1 protein-coding gene (cut by a window edge) is annotated in these 19,809 nt (G+C 68.0%); it reads right to left on the bottom strand.

Annotation, left to right across the window (positions count from 1 at the left end; all coding sequences use genetic code 11):
• Positions 1 to 19,788, bottom strand: partial view of an amino acid adenylation domain-containing protein gene (locus AB4083_RS01615; RefSeq protein ID WP_441606007.1) — the 5' portion only. The gene continues 12,060 nt to the left of window position 1, outside the view; the window shows 19,788 of its 31,848 coding nt (coding positions 1–19,788); it begins with the start codon at positions 19,786 to 19,788; its stop codon lies off the left edge, out of view.
• Positions 19,789 to 19,809: the final 21 nt, after the last annotated feature.

Raw genomic sequence — 19,809 nt, 5'->3', positions numbered from 1 at the left:
GTCACGGCCCTCGCGCAGGTTCTGCCAGAACGCGTCGATATCTGCCGCATGGGGGAAGCGGCCGCTCATGCCGATGATGGCGATCGGTTCGTCGATCACCGGCGCAGAGACCGGCGACGCTACCGGCACCGGTGCGCTCACTGAGGCGACGGAGGCGCTCGCCACCGCGCGGCTGCGCACCGGCGCTGCGATGACCACGCCTTGCTCGCGGACCAGATGGTCGACCAGGCGATCCAGCGTGGGATGCTCGAAGAACACCGTCGGCGTCAGCCGCAGCTGGTAGCGCTGGTTCAAGGCGTTGCCGAACTCGGTCAGCGAGACGGAATCGAAGCCGTATTCGCTGAAGGTGGTGTCGCCGTCCAGATCGTCCGGGGCTACCTTGATCAGGCTCGATACGAGGTCCACCAGCGCAGCCCACACGGCTTCGCGCGAGGACTCGGCGGTCACGGCGATCTCCGTTTGTTCGGCCATCGTGGCCGTCGATTCGAGCACCTGCGGCGCAGCCGTCCCCAGCACACCCTCGCGGATGCGCGCGGGTTCCCCGGCCACCACCAGCCACTGGTGGGCATCGCTGGCCCACGCCTCGCGCAGGATCCGCACGCCTTCCGCGGTCGACAAGGGATGCATGCCCAGTTGCTGACGCATCATGGTCTGCGTGGCGGCATCCACCTGCATGCCGCCCTCGGCCCACAGCGGCCAGTCGATCGACAGCGTGCGCCCGTGACGTTCGCCGCGCCCCACCCGCTCCGTGCGCTCATGCACGAAGGCATCCATGAACGCATTCGCCGTCGCATAGTCGGCCTGCCCCACGCTGCCCAACGCGCCCGCGATGGAGGCGAAGCAGATAAAGGCGTCCAGCGCGATGTCCTGGCTGGCCCGGTCGAGATTCAGCGTGCCCGCCACCTTGGCGCGCAGCACCTGGCGCAGTTCGTCGCGCGTCTTCGCCAGCAGGAAGCTGTCGCGCACCACGCCCGCGCTGTGCACGATCCCATCGAGGCTCTCGAACTCCTCCGGGACGCCACGCACCAGCGCATCGATCGCCTCGGCATCCGCGACGTCCACCGCGTGGTAGCGCACCACCGCGCCGAGCGCTTCCAGCTCGCGCACGCGGCCCTTGATCGTTTCGTCCAGCACCGAACGTCCAGTCAGCACCAGCACCGGGTTGCGCACTTCGCTGGCGATGGCGCGGGCGAAGATCAGTCCCAGCCCGCCGGCGCCGCCGGTGATCAGGTAGACGCCGTGGTCCTTCCACGGCGACGCGCCCGTTGCGGCCGGATGTGCTTCGCTCCAGCCGGCCAGCTGCCGCTCGCCGCCCATATGGCGCACACGTTGCGCGTGGCCGTCATCACGCAGCGCCGCGACCACGTCCTGTCCCGCCTCGACCGCGATCAGCTGGCCGACCAGCCGCGGGCTCTCCAGCCGCGCCGTGCGCAGCATGCCGTCCAGTCCGGCCATCGCCTGCCGCTCGCCTTCGCGCGGCACCACGACCTGGATCAGGTGGCGGCCAGGCTGGGCCGTCAGGCCCTGCAATGTTTCCAGCAGTATCGTCGCCGCGGCTTCGAACGAAGCGGCAAGGTCGGTGCCGGTTGGCACGACCACGCAGGTCGCTTGCGGGAAGCGTTCGCGGATACGTGCGGCATACCCTTCTTCCAGGTCGCACAACAGCACCGTGCGCGTAGCGAAGTCGGCCTGGTCTTCGGTCGCTGCATGGGCCGTCCACACCGGCCGGAACATCAGCGTCTCTATCGGACCAGGACCAGCAACAGCCACCACCGCTGCCGGCTCCACGCGCGACGGCGTTTGCGCCGCGCTCATCGGGAACCAATGGCGTTCGCGCGCAAACGGATAGGTCGGCAGGCTGATCCGGCGCGGGTGGAGGCCAGCGCCATACAGCCGCTGCCAATCGAGGTTGAAGCCCTTCGTCCACAGGTCGAGCAGGCGGTCGTACTTGCCGCGCGCAAACCAGCTCGCCACCGTCCCGGCCATATCGTCGTCGCCCGCCAGCGCGGCAAGTGCGCCGGCGCTGCGCCGGGCCTGGCCGAGGTACAGGCCTTCGATCGCGGTATCGCCGGCCAGCCAGGCCGCCAGCTTTTCGCGCAACTCGTCCAGCGACTGCACGACCAGCGCAAGGCGTTCATCCATCGCCTCGCGGCCGACCTGCAGCGTGTAAGCCAGGTCCGCCAGATCGAGCTCCGGCGTTGCAAGGTGGTTTAACAGCTCTTGTGCCCGGCTGTGCAGACGCTCCTCGTCGCGCGCAGACAGCAGCACCATCACCGGACTTGAAGACACGCGCGCCGCGACCGATGCCACGTACTCCTCCACCAGCACATGGGCATTCGCCCCGCCCGCGCCGAACGACGAGATGCCCGCGATACGCGCAACCTCGCGCCCATCGATCACGGGCCGCTGCCACGCCGTCAGTTCCTGCTGCACCACGAACGGCGTGGCCGCGAAATCGATGTTCGGGTTGAGCACCGCCGAATGCAGACTAGGTGCAAGCTGGCGATGCTTGAGCTGCAGCAGCACCTTGGTCAGCCCGGCGATACCCGCCGCGCTTTCGCAGTGGCCGATATTCGACTTCGCCGAGCCGATCGCGCAGTAGCCGGTGTCCCTGGTCCACTGGCCAAAAGCCTTGGACAAGCCAGCGACCTCGATCGGATCGCCCAGGCTGGTGCCGGTGCCATGCGCTTCGATATAGCTGATCTGGCGCGCATCCACGCCACCGGCACGCAGCGCGCGTTCGATCACCTTGGCTTGCGCGTTCGGGTTCGGCACCGTGTAGCCGTTGGTCTTGCCGCCATGGTTGACCGCCGTCGCGCGGATCACGCCATAGATATGGTCGCCATCCGCCTTGGCCTGCGCCAGCGGCTTCAGCAGCACCGCGCCGACGCCCTCGCCCGGCACATAGCCTTCGCCGCCTTCGCCGAAACTCTCGCAGCGCCCCTTGGCGGAAATGAATTTGCCCTGGGCGAGCACGAGGTATTTGTTCGGATGGATCGACACGTTGACGCCGCCGGCGATCGCCACCGCGCAACTACCGCGCGCCAGGCTCTCGCAGGCCAGGTGGATCGCCGTCAGCGACGACGAGCACATGGTGTCCAGCGCCAGGCTGGGGCCATGGAAGTCGCAGAAGTAGGAGATCCGGTTGGCGATCGAGGCCGGGCTGCCCGGCGCCGCGACCATCCGGCCGTGCGCCTGTTCCTGCGCGCCGTAGAGCTGGTACTCCTCATACATCACGCCGGCGAACACGCCGACATCGCCATCCTCGGCCACGTTCTCGCGCGTATAGCCCGCATCCTCCAGCGTGGCATGCACGCATTCGAGGAACAGGCGCTCCTGCGGGTCCATCAGCTCCGCTTCGCGCGGCGAGATATGGAAGAAGCGCGCGTCGAAGCGGTCGACATCGTCGATAAAACCGCCCCACTTGCCGTAGGTCTTGCCCGGCGCGTTGCGGTCCGCATCGAAGTACAGGCTGTGATCCCAGCGCCCGGCGGGAATCTCCGTGATGCTGTCGCGCCCCTGGCTGAGGTTGGCCCAGAACTCTTCCAGGTTGCGCGCCTGCGGGTAGCGGCCGGCGACGCCGATGATGGCAATGCCTTCTTCGCGCGCCTGGGTCCGACTGGTGAAGCGTGAGCGCAAGCGGCTCGGCGCAACGGGTGCAGCCGGCGTGACGACGGTCAGAGGCGCGGCGGCAACGATGCGTTCGCCCACCACGGCAGCCAGCGCCGCACGATGGTGTTGCAGGAAGTAATCCGCCAGCGCGGCGATCGACTGGTACTCGAAGAACAGCGTCTTCGGCAGCGCGCCGAAGGCCTGTTCCAGCCGCGCGGTCAGATCCAGCGTCATCACCGAATCGATACCGTAGGCTTCCAGGCGGGCCTCGGCGTCGATCCGCTGCGGCGGCAGCTTCAGCGTGGAGGAGAGCATGCGTACCAGGTGCCGCACGGTGCCGTCGCGCAAGTCGTCCGCCGCGACTTCGAGTGCTGTCGCCAGTAGTTCGGGTCGAGGCGCCACGACAGGTGGTTCGACACGCTCCACGCGATCGCTTGCCATGCCCAGCATATCCGCGCGCAACCGCTCCAGATCACCCGCCGCGACCAGCACCTGCGGCGAACCCAGCGACCACGCCTGCGTCAACGCAGCGCAACCCTCGTCCGTCCCCAGCGGCGCCATGCCACGCTCGCGCAGCAGCCGCTGCCGCGTGGCCGCGTCGACACGCATGCCGCCGTGATCCCACAGCGGCCAGTTCAGCGACAGCGTGCGGCCATGGCGGCGGCCTCGCGCGACCAGCGTATCGCGGTGGTGCGCGAACGCGTCCATGAAGGCATTCGCCGCCGCGTAGTCGGCCTGGCCGACGTTGCCGATGGCACCGGCGAGGGACGAGAACACGATAAAGGCGTCGAGCGCGAGATCGCGGCTGGCCTCGTCCAGATACAAGGTGCCGGCCACTTTTGCGCGCAGCACGTCGTGCAGGTCCTCGCGCGTCTTGCGCAGGATAAAGCCATCGCGCAGCACACCTGCGCTGTGCAGGATGCCGTCCAGGCCACCGGCTTGCGCGATCTCGCGAACACACGCCTGCACCGCTTCGCGGTCGCCGACATCGAGCTGGCGATAGCGCGCCACCGCACCCAGCGCAGCGAGTTCGTCGAGGGCGACTTGCGTTGCACCGCTCAATGGCGAGCGGCCGGTCAACACCAGCGTCGCGCCCGGCGCCTGCCGCGCGATATCGCGGGCAAATACCAGGCCGAGGCCACCGGCGCCGCCGGTGACGAGGTAAGTACCACCCGCCTTCCACGGCGACTTCGCTTCGGCCGGCTGCGCTTCCAGCCAGGCGGCCGTGTGGCGCACGCCATCCGCGTAGCGGATCGACACAGCTTGGTCGCCAAGGTTCTCGGCCAACGCCCACGCCGCATCCTGCCCGGCCTCGATGCGGATCACCTGGCCACGTATGCCCGGGTTCTCCAGCTGCGCCGTGCGCAACATCCCTTCCAGCCCCGCCATCACCTGCCCCGCACCTTGCGCCGGCACGACCACCTGCACCAGGCAGGGGCCGGGTTCGGTCGCCCATGCGCGCAGCGTCTCCAGCAGCGCCGCGGCGGCCGCTTCGTAGGCCTGCGCGGGATCGCCACCGAAGTCGATCGCCATCGCCTTGGCAAAACTGGCGCGCACGCTCTCGACTTCGGCCGGCACCAGGCCGGCGAGCAGCACTGCATGCTTCGCGACGGCGAAAGCCGTATCGCTGGAAGCGGCTTCGCTCGCTAGCCAGGTCGGCATCGCCAGCATCACCCGAGCCGCATCGCGCATGGCAGGTGCCTGCCGCAGGACTACCTCGCCGAAGCGGAAACAGACCCTGCCCGCCTCGTCGCACAGGTCGATATCGAAGGTGCGCCGGGCCGCATCGCCGTCAGCACGCTGCGTCACCACCGCCCACATGCGCGGCGTGCAGGCGGCATGGATATCCAGCGAGGCCAGCGAGGCAGGCAACCAGAGCGTGTCGCCCTCGGGCGAGGCCAGTCCGAGGGTAGCTTGCAAGGCCGCGTCGAGCAGGCTCGGATGCAGGTTGAATTCGTCCAGCTTCGCGCTCGCCGGCAATTCGATGCGGGCCAGGGCCTGTCCGGTACCCACGAAGATCTCCGTCAAGCCACGCAGGGAAGGACCGTAGGCCAACCCCATGCGCTCGAATGCCACCTGGCATTGCGCCGCATCGAGCCGCGATGCAGCACATGCCTGGCGCAAGCCGTCGATGTCGTGCGCGGCGGGAAGCACGCCTTCCGCGACGATCGCCACCGCACCCTCGGCGCATACCGCATCGCCTTGCAGGATCTCGAAGCGGATCGCGCCATCGTCCTGCGGCAGCAGCACGACGTGCACGTCCACGCCTACCGCATCCACCACTACCGGCCGCTGCCAGGCCACGTCCATCAGCCGCAACCGCTCTTCGCCCTCCAGCGCTTCGCGGACGGCGCGATGGACCATCTCCAGTTGCGCGACGCCAGGCAGCACCCGGCTGCCGCGCACCACATGGTCGGCCAGGAAGGACTCGCGGCCACTGAAGCTCGAACTGAAGCGCTGCAAGGCAAACGTCGAGGTATTCCGGTGCAGCAGCGGGTGCAGCGCCGACGATGGCAGCAACGCGGACGGGGTCGCATCCAGCGGCAGCCAGTAACGCTCGCGGGCAAACGGATAGCTGGGCAGGCTCACCCGCCGCAGCGTCCGGCCGGCATGCAGACTGCGCCAATCGAATGCCAAGCCCTTGGCCCACAGCGCCAGCAGCTTGCCGTGCTTGCCCTTGGCCAGCCACGCACGCACCGTGCCGTCCATATCGTCGTCATCGGTCAGCTCGGCCAGCGCCTCGCGGTTGCGCTTGAGCTGGCCCTGGTACAGCTCTTCGATCGCGCTCTCGCCGGCGAGCCAGGCCGCCAGCTTGGTACGCAGCTCGTCCAGCGAATGCACCAGCAGCGCCAGGCGTTCGTCCATCGCCTCGCGGCCGACCTGCAGCGTGTAGGCGAGATCGTGCAGCGCCAGCGCCGGATCGGCGCCGATCGCAGCGAGCAGGCGCTGCGCCTGTTCGCGCAACCGCGCTTCGTCGCGTGCTGAGAGCGGCACCATCGCGGGGCCGTAGTCCTGCATGACGCGTGGCGCGGTTTCGGTGTATTCCTCGATCAGCACGTGGGCATTGGCGCCGCCAGCGCCGAACGAGGAAATGCCCGCGATACGCGCAACCTCGCGCCCATCGATCACGGGCCGCTGCCACGTGGCCAGTTCCTGCTGCACCACGAACGGCGTGGCGTCGAAATCGATATTCGGATTCAGCACCGCCGAATGCAGGCTCGGCGCCAGCTGACCGTGCTTGAGCTGCAACAGCACCTTGGTGACGCCCGCGATGCCAGCCGCGCTTTCGCAGTGGCCGATATTCGACTTCGCCGAGCCGATCGCGCAGTAGCCCGTGTCGCCAGTCCAATACGCGAAGGCTTTCGACAAGCCGGCAATCTCGATCGGATCGCCCAGGCTGGTGCCGGTGCCATGCGCTTCGATATAGCTGATCTCGCGCGCATCGATGCCGCCCTTGCGCAAGGCGCGCTCGATCACCTCGGCCTGCGCATTCGGGTTCGGCACCGTGTAGCCGTTGGTCCTGCCGCCGTGATTGACCGCGGTGGCGCGGATCACACCGTAGATATGGTCGCCATCGGCCTTGGCCTGCGCCAGCGGCTTGAGCAGCACTGCGCCCACGCCCTCGCCCGGCACGTAGCCTTCGCCGCCTTCGCCAAAACTTTCGCAACGCCCCTTGCCCGAGATGAAACGCCCCTGCGCCAGAGTGAGGTACTTGTTCGGATGTACCGACACATTGACGCCACCGGCCAGCGCCACCGCGCAATCGCCGCGCTGGATGGCCTGGCAGGCCAGGTGGATCGCCGTCAGCGACGACGAGCACATGGTGTCCAGCGCCATGCTGGGGCCGTTGAAGTTGCAGAAGTACGAGACACGGTTGGCGATGGAGGCCGGATGGCCCGGCACCGCCAATGGCTTGCCGCGCGCCTGCTCCTGCGCGCCGTAGAGCTGGTATTCCTCGTACATCACGCCGGCGAACACGCCGACGTTGCCGTTCTCCGCGACGTTGTCGCGCGTATAACCCGCGTCGTCGAGCGTGGCGTGCACGCATTCGAGGAACAGGCGCTCCTGCGGGTCCATCAGCTCCGCTTCGCGCGGGGAGATATTGAAGAACAGCGGATCGAAGCGGTCGACGCCGTCGATAAAGCCGCCCCACTTGCCGTAGGTCTTGCCCGCTGCGTTGCGGTCCTCGTCGAAGTACTGCGAGTGATCCCAGCGCTCGGCCGGAATCTCGGTGATGCTGTCGACACCCTGGCTCAGGTTGGCCCAGAACGCTTCCAGATCGATCGCCTGCGGATAGCGCCCGGCCACGCCGACGATGGCGATGCTGCCGATCTCTTCTTCTCTCGCACGCCCGGCGCGATTGCGCATGTCATAGCGAGCCTGGCGCAGCACGGGTGCTGCGACCGTCTTCGTTGCCACCGGCGCGGACACCGCCGCAGCCACGCTGCGCCGCTCGCCCAGCAAGCCAGACAGCGCCGCGCGATGCTGCCGCGCGAAATAACCGGACAGCGCCGCCAGCGTCTGATACTCGAAGAACAGCGTTTTCGGCAGCGGGCCAAAGCTCTGTTCCAGCGCGCGGGTCAGGTCGAGCACCATCAGCGAATCGATTCCGTAGGTTTCCATGCGCGCCTTGCGATCGATCCGGTGCAGCGGCAGCTTCAGTGCCGTCGACAGGAAGCGTTCGAAATGGCGGGTGGCGCGTTCCAGGAAAGCGTCGTCGTCTTCGGTGGCGTTTGCCAGTACGGACTCGTCCTTTGCCGGCACGGCGACGTCCGTATCGTTGGCAACAACCGGCTCCGCCGCGCGGAACGCCAGCTTGCGGAAACGCAGGCAGGGCGCGCCGTCGTCGCCGCAAAGGTCGATATCCACCACGCCCGACGCATCGCCCTGCCGCACCACGACCCAGGTCGCATCCGTGCAAGGACCAAGCACGTCGAGCGCGGCCAGCGATACCGGCAGCATCAACGGAGGCGCTGCGCCATCCGCGCCCATGAACAAACCGATCGAGGCCTGCAGTGCCGCGTCGAGCAGGCCCGGTGGCAGCGCATAGCCCTGCCCTGCGGTCTGCCAGGATGCGGGTAATGCAACCCGAGCCAGCGCCACGCCATTACCGCAGAACAACTCGACCAGCCCACGAAAACCTTCGCCATAACCCAGCCCCATGGCGTCGAACACGGCGTAGCAGGCAGCGGCATCCAGATGTCGCGACGCGCAGCTTGCACGCAGGGCTTCGATGTCGTGCGCAGCCGACGCCATCGTGCTGGCCGCCACGGTGACCGTGCCCTGGCCATAGACGAGGTCGCCATCCGCATGCAGTTCGTAGGCGACCTCGCCTGCGTTCTGCGGAGACAGCGAGAGATGCAACGCCACGCCTTCGTCGCCAGCAAGCACCGGCCGCATCCACGCAATGTCCTTCAGATGCAAGTTGGCCGTGGTTTCCAGCGCCATGCCTGCGGCAGCACGCGCCATCTCCAGTTGGGCGACTCCCGGCAGTACTGCTCGCCCACCGACGCGATGATCGGCAAACACCATCTCGCGCCCACTGAACCGGCTGCTGAAACGCGGCCCGGCCAGCGTCGAGGTATTGCGCTGCACGAGCGGATGCAGTGCCGCCACATCCGAACGCGACGCTGCACCCGGCGTGATCCAGTAACGCTCCGCGGCAAACGGATAGGTCGGCAGACTGAGGCGGCGCGGCTTGCGATTGGCGTGCAGGCGGCGCCAGTCGATCGCATGGCCTTGTACCCACAGCTCGATCAGCGCATCCAGCCGCGCCTTGGCGATCGATAGCTCGATCGTGTCCTCCATGCCGTCGCGCACGCTGTCGGCCCGGCCGCGATGTGCGGCGCCCGTGCCATCCAGAAAGCGCGTCAGCTTGCCGTGCAGATCGTCGATCGAAGTGGCCACCAGGCCGAAACGTTCCGCCAACGCCTCGCGACCGATCTGCAAGGTGTAGCCGATATCCGCCAAGGCCACGTTCGCATGCGTCTCCGGCAAGGCGACAAACGCGGTGAGCTGCCGCACCTGCTCGTGCAGCCGATCGGCGTCGCGGGCGGACAGCAGGATCGCCACCGGGCCATCGGCAGCCATCGAATCCGCTGGCAGTGGGACGTACTCTTCCAGCACCACGTGCGCATTGACGCCGCCAAAACCAAACGAACTCACACCGGCACGCCGCGGCACCGACCGCCCCTGCGCATCGCGCAGCGCCATCCATTCCTGCGCTTCGCTGGCCACGCGGAACGGACTGCCCGCCAGATCGATATACGGATTGAGCGCCTCCGCATGCAGGCTCTTCGCCAGCCGGCGGTGCTTCATCTGCAACAGCACCTTGACCACGCCGGCCACGCCCGCGGCGAGTTCGAGATGGCCGATATTGGTCTTGACCGAACCCAGCGCGCAGTGTGCACCAGCCACATCGCCACCGCCGCTGGCGGCGTACAGCTCGCGGAACGCCGCCTTCAAGCCGTTCACTTCCACCGGATCGCCCAGCGGCGTACCGGTGCCATGCGCTTCGATATAGGTGACCGTGCGCGGATCGATGCCGGCATCCTGGTGGGCGCGGCGGATCACCGCCGCCTGCGCCGCCGGATTCGGCGCCGTCAGCGAATTGGCTCGACCGCCGTGGTTCTCCGCGGTGCCGCGCACCAGGCCGTAGATATGGTCGCCATCGCGCTCGGCATCTGCGAGCTTCTTCAGCACCAGCATCGCCACGCCTTCGCCGCGCACATAGCCATTGGCGTCGGCCGAGAAGGTCTTGCAGCGCGCATCGGCACTGAGCATGCCGGCGCGCTCGAAGCTGATATGCAACTCCGGGTTGACGATGGTGTTGACGCCACCGGCGATGGCCATGGCGCAATCGCCGCGCTCAAGTGCCAGCACCGCGCGGCGCAGCGCGACCAGCGAACTGGAACAGGCGGTCTCCACCGGCTCGCTCGGCCCGTGCACACCGAGGAAATAGCTCATGCGATTGGGGCCGACCGAGGCCACCGTGCCGGTCGAGGAATAGCCTTCGATCGCGGCCCCGGCGCGGCTCGCCAGCGTGGCATAACCGCTGGGCATGGTGCCCACGTACAGGCCCAGGTCGCTGCCCGCCAGCGACGACGCGGCATAGCCGGCATCCTCCAGCGCCTTCCACACATGGATCATCATCAGCCGCTGCTGCGGATCCATCAGCTCGGCTTCCCTCGGCGAAATGCCGAAGAAAGCCGGATCGAAGCGGTCCACGCCATCGATAAAGCCGCCGCGCACGGCCTGCTTCGCGCTGCCTTCCGGCGCACGTTCGCCGTGCCAGGCCAGCCAGTCCGCGCGGGCCGCGGGCATCTCGCCGATGCAGTCGCGTCCCTCGGCGAGGTTGCGCCAGAACGCGTCGATATCCGCCGCCATGGGGAACTGGCCGCTGATGCCGATGATCGCCACCGGCTGCTTCACTGCGGGCGATGACGCCGCCGCAGCGGTGACATAGCCGCGGCGCGCCCGGGCATGGCTGATCTCGCGAACCGGTGCTTCCACCACGACAACCGGGGCGGCAGTTGCCGCCGCCGGCGCCGCGAAGCGCGGCGCCAGCACGTCGCGATGCTCGCGCTCCAGATACCCGGCCAGGCCATCCAGCGTGGAGTACTCGAAGAACAGCGTCGGCATCAGGTCCAGGCCGTACTGCCGGTTCAGCGTGTTGGCGAAGCCGGTCAGCGAGATCGAATCGAAACCGTATTCGCTGAGCGAGGTATCGCCATCGAGATCTTCCGGCTTCACCTTGATCAGCGCGGAGACCTGCGCCATCAGCGCTTGCTTGATCGCCTCGCGCAAGCCCTGCGCGGGCGATGCCGGCTCGCTGGATGCGACCGGCACGGCACGCGCTGGCGGCGCCACCACAGCACGCGCCCCAGCGACGAACACTTCGCGAATGCGCGCGGGATCGCCCTCGATCACCAACACCTGGCTCAGCTTCGTGGCCAGGGCGCGGCGCAGCGCATCGATTCCGTTAGCGCTGCCCATCGCGTGCATGCCCCACTGCCGCAGCAGCATGGCGCGCGTCGCCTCGTCGGCGTGCATGCCACCCTCTTCCCACAGCGGCCAGTTCACCGACAGCGAACGGCCATGGCGTTCGCCGCGCGCCACGCGAGCGGCGCGCTCGTGCGCAAACGCATCCATAAAGGCGTTAGCTGCCGCGTAATCGGCCTGCCCCACATTGCCCGCCGCGCCCGCGATCGAGGAAAAGCACACGAAGCAATCCAGCGGCATCTCGCGGGTGGCTTCGTCGAGATTCACTGTGCCAGCCACCTTGGCCGCGAGTACCTCGCACAGATGCTGGCGGGTCTTGCCGGCGAGATAGCCGTCGCGCAGCACGCCGGCGGCGTGGATCACGCCATCCAGGCTTTCGAACTCCTCGGGGATGTCGCGCACCAGCGCGGTAAGCGCGGCGGCATCGGCGACATCGACAGCGCGATAGCGCACCACCGCGCCCAGCGTCTCCAGGCGGCGGATCACCGCGTGGACGCGTTCGTCCGGCGCCGAGCGGCCGGTCAGCACCAGCACCGGGTTGCGCACCTCGCGCGCGATCGCCTCGGCGAAGATCGAGCCGAGCCCGCCGGCGCCGCCAGTGACGAGGTAGACGCCATGGTCCTTCCAGGGCGAGCTTGCCGCGACGGGTTGGTGTTCCGCCCAGCCCGCCACCTGGCGTTCGCGGCCGACGTAGCGCACATGGCGCGCGTCGTCGTGGCGATTGTCGAGCAGCGCCCCCGCGATGTCTTGCCCGGGTTCGAGTGCGATCAACTGCCCGCGCAGACGCGGGTTTTCCAGCTGCGCCGTACGCAGCATGCCAAGCAGGCCCGCCAGTGCACGGTGGTCGCCATGTGCCGGCACCACGACCTGCACGCGATGCGTTCCGCCCTGCGTGGACAGCGCCTGCAGCCGTTCGAGCAACATGGATGCTGCAGTTTCGAAGCGCGTTGCGAGGTCGCCATCCATCGAAGGCATGGCGAGCGTCGCGCCGGGCAGTTCGCGCAAGGCGTCGCTGGCTTCGAGGCCGCACGCCATCACCAGGTGGCTGGCAAACGACTCGTTACCGGCGGCCTCGGCTGCTTTCGCGGTCCATGCCGGCTCCAGCATCACGGTACGGACAGCCGCGCGGGTGTTCGTCACCGCCGCCATCGCGCGCAAACCCACTTCGGTCAGGCGAACGCAGACAGCGCCATGCTCGTCGCAGAGGTCGACATCGAGCCGTGGCACCGCCTGCTCCGCACTGCTGCCGGCGCTGTAGCGGACCACGGCCCATGCGACGTCCGTGCACGGGCGCAGCATGCGCAATCCACCGAGCGCGAACGGCACCAGCGGCACGGCCGTCGCCGGCACCGGGAATTGCAGGCCCAGCGTGGCCTGGAACGCGGCGTCGAGCAGGCTGGGATGCAGTTCGTAACCGCCTGCCGGGGCGGCGGCGGGGACGGCAACGCGTGCCAGTACCTGCCCTGCTCCGACGAAGAGTTCGCGTATGCCCTGGAAGGACGGACCGTACTGCAGCCCCATCCGCGCGAAAGCCGCGTAGCCATCCTCGGAGCTATATGTCGATACGCACGACTGGCGCAGTAGCGCGATATCGTGATTGGCCACCGGCTCGGCAATGCGTCCGTCGACGGCCGTACCTTGCGCATAGACAAGGTCTTCGTCGCCGTGGATCTCGAAACCGATCGCGCCATCCGCTTGCGGATAAAGCGAGAGCTGCACCGCGATGCCGTCAGTTCCGGCGACGATCGGCCGCAGCCACGACACCTGCTTCAAGCGCGGCTCGAAGCCTTCGCCCGCCACCTCGGCAACCGCGCGACGCGCCATCTCCAGTTGGGCGACGCCGGGCAACATGCGCGCACCGCGCACCACGTGGTCGGCGAAGAAGAACTCCTGGCCACTGAAAACCGCACTGAAACGCGGACCATCCAGATCCGAGGTATTCCGGTGCAGCAGCGGATGCAGGTTCGCGCCGATCGCGCCGGCCAGCGGCCGGGCCTCGCTGGTCTGCACCCAGTAGCGCTCGCGCGCAAACGGATAGCTGGGCAGGCTGACGCGCCGCAGCGGCCGGCCCGTGTGCAGGCGCCGCCAATCGATGGCCAAGCCCTTCACCCACAGATCGAGCAGCTTGCCGAACTTGCCGTGCGCGATCCACGCCGCGACGATGGCTTCCACATCATCGTCGCCGGCGAACGCCGCCAATGCTTCTTTGTTGCGGCGTACCTGGCCGCGATAAAGACCTTCGACCGCGGTTTCCCCCGCGACATGGGCGGCGAGCCGGCTGCGCAGCTCGTCCAGCGAATGCGCCAGCACGGCGAGACGTTCGTCCATCGCCTCGCGGCCGACCTGCAGGGTGTAGGCCAGATCGTGCAGCGGCAATTGCGGGTCCGCCTCGATCGCGGCCAGCAGGCGCTCGGCCTGCTCGCGCAGGCGGTCCTCGTGACGGGCCGAGAGCACGACCAGGGCCGGTCCCGTCGCCTGCACTACCACTGCAGGCGCGATATATTCCTCGATCACCACATGGGCATTCGCGCCGCCTGCGCCAAACGAGGAAATGCCGGCGATACGCGGACACTCGCGGCCGTCGATCACCGGCCGCTGCCATGCAGCCAGTTCCTGCTGCACCATGAACGGCGTGGCGTCGAAGTCGATATTCGGATTCAGCACCGCCGAATGCAGGCTCGGCGCCAGCTGACCGTGCTTGAGCTGCAACAGCACCTTGGTCACGCCAGCGATACCTGCCGCGCTTTCGCAATGGCCGATATTCGACTTCGCCGAGCCGATCGCGCAGTAACGCGTATCGCGCGTCCACTGGCGGAAAGCCTTGGCCAGCCCCGCGATCTCGATCGGATCGCCCAGGCTGGTGCCCGTGCCATGCGCTTCGATATAGCTGATCTCGCGCGCATCGACACCGCCACGGCGCAGCGCACGCTCGATCACCTTCGCCTGCGCATTCGGGTTCGGTACCGTGTAGCCGTTGGTCTTGCCGCCGTGATTGACCGCGGTGGCGCGGATCACGCCATAGATATGGTCGCCATCGGCTTGCGCCTGCGCCAGCGTCTTCAGCAGCACCGCGCCGACACCCTCGCCCGGCACATAGCCTTCGCCGCCTTCGCCGAAACTCTCGCAACGCCCCTTGCCCGAGATAAAGCGGCCCTGGGCCAGCATCAGGTATTTGTTGGGATGGATCGATACGTTCACGCCACCGGCGATGGCCACCGCGCAGTCGCCGCGCTGGATGGACTGGCAGGCCAGATGGATCGCCGTCAGCGACGACGAACACATGGTGTCCAGCGCCAGGCTCGGGCCGTTGAAATTGCAGAAGTAAGAAACGCGGTTGGCGACCGAGGCGGGACTGTTCAACAGCGCGAGGTTATTGCCGCGCGCTTGCTCCTGCGCGCCGTAGAGCTGGTACTCCTCGTACATCACGCCGGCGAACACGCCGACATTGCCATCCTCGGCGACGCTTTCGCGGGTGTAGCCGGCATCCTCAAGCGTGGCATGCACGCATTCGAGGAACAGGCGTTCCTGCGGGTCCATCAGCTCCGCTTCGCGCGGGGAGATATTGAAGAACAGCGGGTCGAAGCGGTCGACGCCGTCGATAAAGCCGCCCCACTTGCCGTAGGTCTTGCCGGGGGCGTCGCGGTCTGCGTCGTAATAATCGCGATAATCCCAGCGCTCGGCGGGGATCTCGGTGATGCTGTCGATGCCCTGGCTGAGGTTGGCCCAGAACGCGGCGAGGTCCGCCGCCTGCGGGTAGCGGCCGGCTACGCCGACGATGGCGATGTCGCCATTGCTTGCTTCCGGCACCGCTCGTGGCACATCAGTGCGCGCGGCCTGTCCGGTACCAAAGCGGGGACGACGCGCAGTCGGTGCCGGCGCCGCGGCTTCGCTGGGCACCACCACTACGGGTGCTTCCAGCGTGCTCCCGCCCAGCACGTCGACCAGGCGTTCGCGGTGCTCGTCGAGGAAATGCCCGGCGAGGTCGGCGATGGTCTGGTATTCGAACAGCAGGGTCTTGGGCAGCGTGCCGAACACCTGTTCCAGCGAGCGGGTCAGTTCCATCACCAGGATCGAATCGATCCCGTAGGCCTCCATCCGTGCGCGCGCATCGATGCTCTCCGCCGGCCGCTTGAGCGTGCCGGCGAGCAGGCGGACGAAATAGCGCACGGCCTTGTCGCGCAGCTCGGCGGATACCGCGCCAGGCTCATTCGCCGGAGCGGCAACCACTTCCGGTGCGTCCGCGAGCGAAGCCATGAAGCGGCTGATCGCGCCCTCCGCAACGAGCACCTGTGGCGCGTCCATGGCCAACGCCTGCTCCAGCGCAGCGAGGCCGCTGGCAGTACGCAACGGCACCAGGCCACTGCGCGCGGCCAGGTCTGCACGCGTGGCATCGTCCACGCGCATGCCGCCCTCTTCCCACAGCGGCCAGTCCACCGACAGCGTGCGGCCACGGCGCGTGCCCTGCGCGACGCATGCCGCGCGATGCCGCGCGAAGGCGTCCATGAACGCATTGGCCGCGGCGTAGTCCGCCTGGCCCACGTTGCCGAGCGCGCCGGAGGTCGAGGCGAAGCAGAGGAACAGGTCCAGATCGAGCTCGCGGCTGGCTTCGTCGAGGTGCAGCGTGCCGGCGACCTTGGCGCGCAGCACGTCGTGCAGTTCGTCGCGGGTCTTGCGCACGAGCAGGCTGTCGCGCAGCACGCCGGCCGCGTGGATGATGCCGTTGAGGTTGGCCAGTTCGCGCACGCAAGCCAGCACGGCGTCGCGGTCGCCTGCGTCGAGCTGGCGATAGCGCACGGTGGCGCCCAGGGCCGCCAGCTCGGCGAAGCTCGCATCGGCTACGGGCGAACGGCCGGTGAGAACCAGCGTGGCGCCTTTCGCCGCGCCGGCGATATGGCGCGCGAGGATGCGGCCCAGGCCGCCGGCGCCGCCAGTGATCAGGTAGGTGCCACCCGCCTTCCACAATGGGCGGGTGATGGATGCGGGCGCGGCTTCCGTCCAATGGCCTTCCTGCCGCACGCCGTCCACATAGCGGATGCGCGACGCAAGGCCGTCGCGATTCTCGAGGATGGCCTTGGCGATGTCCTGCCCCGGCTCGACCTCGATCACCTGGCCGGCGATGCGCGGATTTTCGCGCTGCGCAGTGCGCAGCAAACCGCCGAGCCCCCCCATGAGCTGGTCTTCGCCAAGCTGGGGCACGACGAGCTGCACGAGCTGCTTTCCGGGTTGCAGCACCATCGCCTGGATACTTTCCAGCAGCGAAGCGGCCGCGGATTCGTAGCGCTGCGCGGGTTCGGCATCCGCATCGATATCGATGAAGCTCACACCGGGCAGGCGCGCACGCGCACCCGTCGATGGCACGCACGACAGCACCAGGTGCTGCGTGTGGGAAATCGAACCGGCTGCCACGGGTCGTGGCGTCCACGCCGGCACCAACAAGGCCGTGCGCGACACCGCCTCGTCCGCCCGGCTCACCGCACGCAGGGAAAAGCCGCCAAGGCGCGCGCAGACCACGCCGCTGTCGTCGCACAGCTCGATATCGAAGCGGCTGACGGCGTCGCCTGGGCGCTGCGCGGGTTGGCGGCGGATCGACGCCCACAAGTCCGCGTGGCACGGCGCGATCACATCGAGCGCACCCAGCGCGAAAGGCAGCGCTAGCCCGGCGGCGGCCCACTGTCCATCGGCGGCGAAGACGATCGCCGCCTGCAGCGCCGCATCGAGCACACTCGGATGCAGGACATAGTCGCCCTGCGACGACTTCGCCGCATCGGGCAGGACGATGCGCGCCAAGGCTTCCGTATCGCCGATAAGGATTTCGCTCAGCGAGCGATGTGCCGGACCGTAGGCGAGGCCGATCCGGTCGAACAGCCCGTAGCATGCATCCGCATCGCGGCGCGAGCGGCCGCAGCGCACGCGCGCCGAGGCCAGGTCTTGAGCGACTGCATCCGCGGCCGGCACGTGTCGCGTCACTACGCCCTGGCTATAGACCGTGCCTTCGCCTTCGTCGTCGTAGATCTCGAAACCGAAGCGCCCCTCGCCTTCGGGAAACAGCGCAACGTGGCAGTCCCTGGCTTCGTCGTCCGCCACGAACGGACGCAGCCACACCACGTCCTCCACGCGGCACGCGCCACCCGTGGCGAGCGCGAGTTCCGCCGCGCAGCGGACCATCTCCAACTGCGCCGCCGCCGGCAAGGTGCGCCTGGCCAGCACCACGTGGTCGGCAAGGAAGCCCTCGCGCCCGGTGAAGCGGCTGGTGAAACGAAGCCCCGCGACGGTTGAGGTGTTGCGATGGACGAGCGGATGAATCGCCGCCTGCGCTCCGGCCACCGACTTCATCTCGACCCAGTGCTTGTCCCGCACGAACGGATAGGTGGGCAGCGCCAGACGCCGGCGCGGAACGGAGGCATGCCACACCGACCATTCGAACGACTCGCCAGCTACCCAGCGCCGCGCGGTTTCGAGCGCATCCACCACCGGCGGCACCAGTGGCGCATCGGCAATCGCTACCATCGATTCGGCGGTAAGTTCGCCGGCAAGGACCTGGTCCGCGCCACCTTCAAGCCATGCCTGCAGCCGCTCGCGCAGCATCGCCACCGAATCCACCACCGTAGCCAGGCGCGCGGCCATCGCCTGTCGCCCGACCTGCAAGGTGTAAGCCAGATCGGCCAGCTGCGCATCGCCGATCTCGCCGGAGGCCAGCACGCCAAGCAGTTGCTGCACGCGTTCGCGCAACACCGGAGCGATCTTCGCGGAAAGCACGATCAGTGCGGGCTCGCGCGATGACGACGCTTCATCAGGCGCCGCTTCGCTAGCGAGATATTCCTCGATGACGACATGCGAGTTCACTCCGCCGAAGCCGAACGAACTGATGCCCGCACGGCGCGGCACCGGCTGGCCGTCCTCGCCCACGCGAACAGCCCACGGCTGCGCCCGGTCGACGATATAGAACGGACTACCCTCCAGCGCGATGCGCGGATTGAGCCTGCTGTAATGCACCAGCGGCGGGAACACCCCGTGACGCATGCACAGGATGGTCTTGATCAGCCCGGCCATGCCGGCCACCGATTCGAGATGGCCGACATTGGTCTTGACGCTGCCGATGCCGCACGAGCCCTCGTCCAGCGCTTCGCCGCGTTCGGCGGCAACGCGGGCGAAGGCCATCTTCAAGCCTTCGATCTCGATCGGATCGCCCTTGGGCGTGCCGGTGCCATGCGCCTCCACATAGCTCACCGTGCCCACCGGCACGTCGGCTTCGCGCAGCGCATGCGCCACCGCATTCGACTGTGCCAGCGAGCCGGGATAGGTGACCGTGCGCGCACGGCCGCCGTGGTTGACCGCGGTGCCGCGCAGCACGGCCAGGATGCGGTCCTTGTCCTCGATCGCCTTGGCCAGCGGCTTGACCAGCACCATCGCCGCGCCTTCGCCGCGCACATAGCCGTTGGCGCGCTCGTCGAAAGTCTTGCAGCTGCCGTCCGGCGACAGCATGCCGGTCTTGGAGAACGAGATGAAATGCGTTGGGCTGCACAGCACGCTGACGCCGCCCACCAGCGCCTGTTCGCATTCGCCGCGGCGGATCGCATGGGCGGCCTTGTGCAGCGCCACCAGCGAACTGGAACAGGCCGTATCGACCGGAATGCTGGGGCCGTGCAGGTTGAGGAAATACGAGATGCGGTTGGGGATCAGCGCGGTATGCGTGCCGGTGGCGACGTGCGCCTCGACGGCGTCGAGCGCGCGCCCCAGGTGGTCGCGGTAGTCGAAGGTAAACACGCCGACGTACACGCCGGTGCGGGTGCCGCTAAAGGCGCGCGGGTCGTAGCCGGCGTCTTCCAGGCAGTTCCACGCCTGCTCCAGCATGATGCGCTGCTGCGGGTCCATCACCGCCGCTTCGCGCGCGGAGATGCCGAAGAAGTCGGCGTCGAAGTATTCCACGCCGTCCATGAAGCCGCCCCACTTGCTGGTCGACTTGTTCGGCTCGCTCACGTCGGATGAGTAGAACGCCTCCTTGTCCCAGCGGTTCGCCGGCACCTCGCTCACGCTGGACACGCCCGCGCCGAGGTTGCGCCAGTACTGCGCGTAGTTCCCGGCGCCCGGGAAGCGGCAGGACATGCCGACGATGGCGATGTCCTCGCGCGCGGAGGACCTTGCGGGGTTGAGCGGCTCGATCTGACCGGCGTTCATGCTCGTGCCTTCCTGTGCTTC

Source organism: Dyella sp. 2RAB6, assembly GCF_052115385.1.
GTDB lineage: Bacteria > Pseudomonadota > Gammaproteobacteria > Xanthomonadales > Rhodanobacteraceae > Dyella_D.
The sequence above is the reverse complement of the archived record's forward strand: the minus strand, read 5'-3'. Positions and strand labels throughout refer to the sequence as shown.